We start from the raw sequence: 266 nt of genomic DNA on the forward strand, positions 1-266 counted from the left end.
CGTAATAGCTCACTGGTCGAGTCGGCCTGCGCGGAAGATGTAACGGGGCTAAACCATGCACCGAAGCTGCGGCAGCGACGCTTAGGCGTTGTTGGGTAGGGGAGCGTTCTGTAAGCCGTCGAAGGTGGTCTGTGAGGGCTGCTGGAGGTATCAGAAGTGCGAATGCTGACATAAGTAACGATAATGCGGGTGAAAAACCCGCACGCCGGAAGACCAAGGGTTCCTGTCCAACGTTAATCGGGGCAGGGTGAGTCGACCCCTAAGGC

The 266-nt window shown here is 57.5% G+C and carries 1 rRNA gene; it reads left to right on the forward strand.

Features of this window, described 5'->3' with window-relative positions:
- Positions 1-266, forward strand: a 23S ribosomal RNA gene (locus J1782_RS00045); the annotation flags it as partial.

Source organism: Rahnella sp. BCC 1045 (assembly GCF_019049615.1).
Lineage (GTDB): Bacteria > Pseudomonadota > Gammaproteobacteria > Enterobacterales > Enterobacteriaceae > Rahnella > Rahnella contaminans.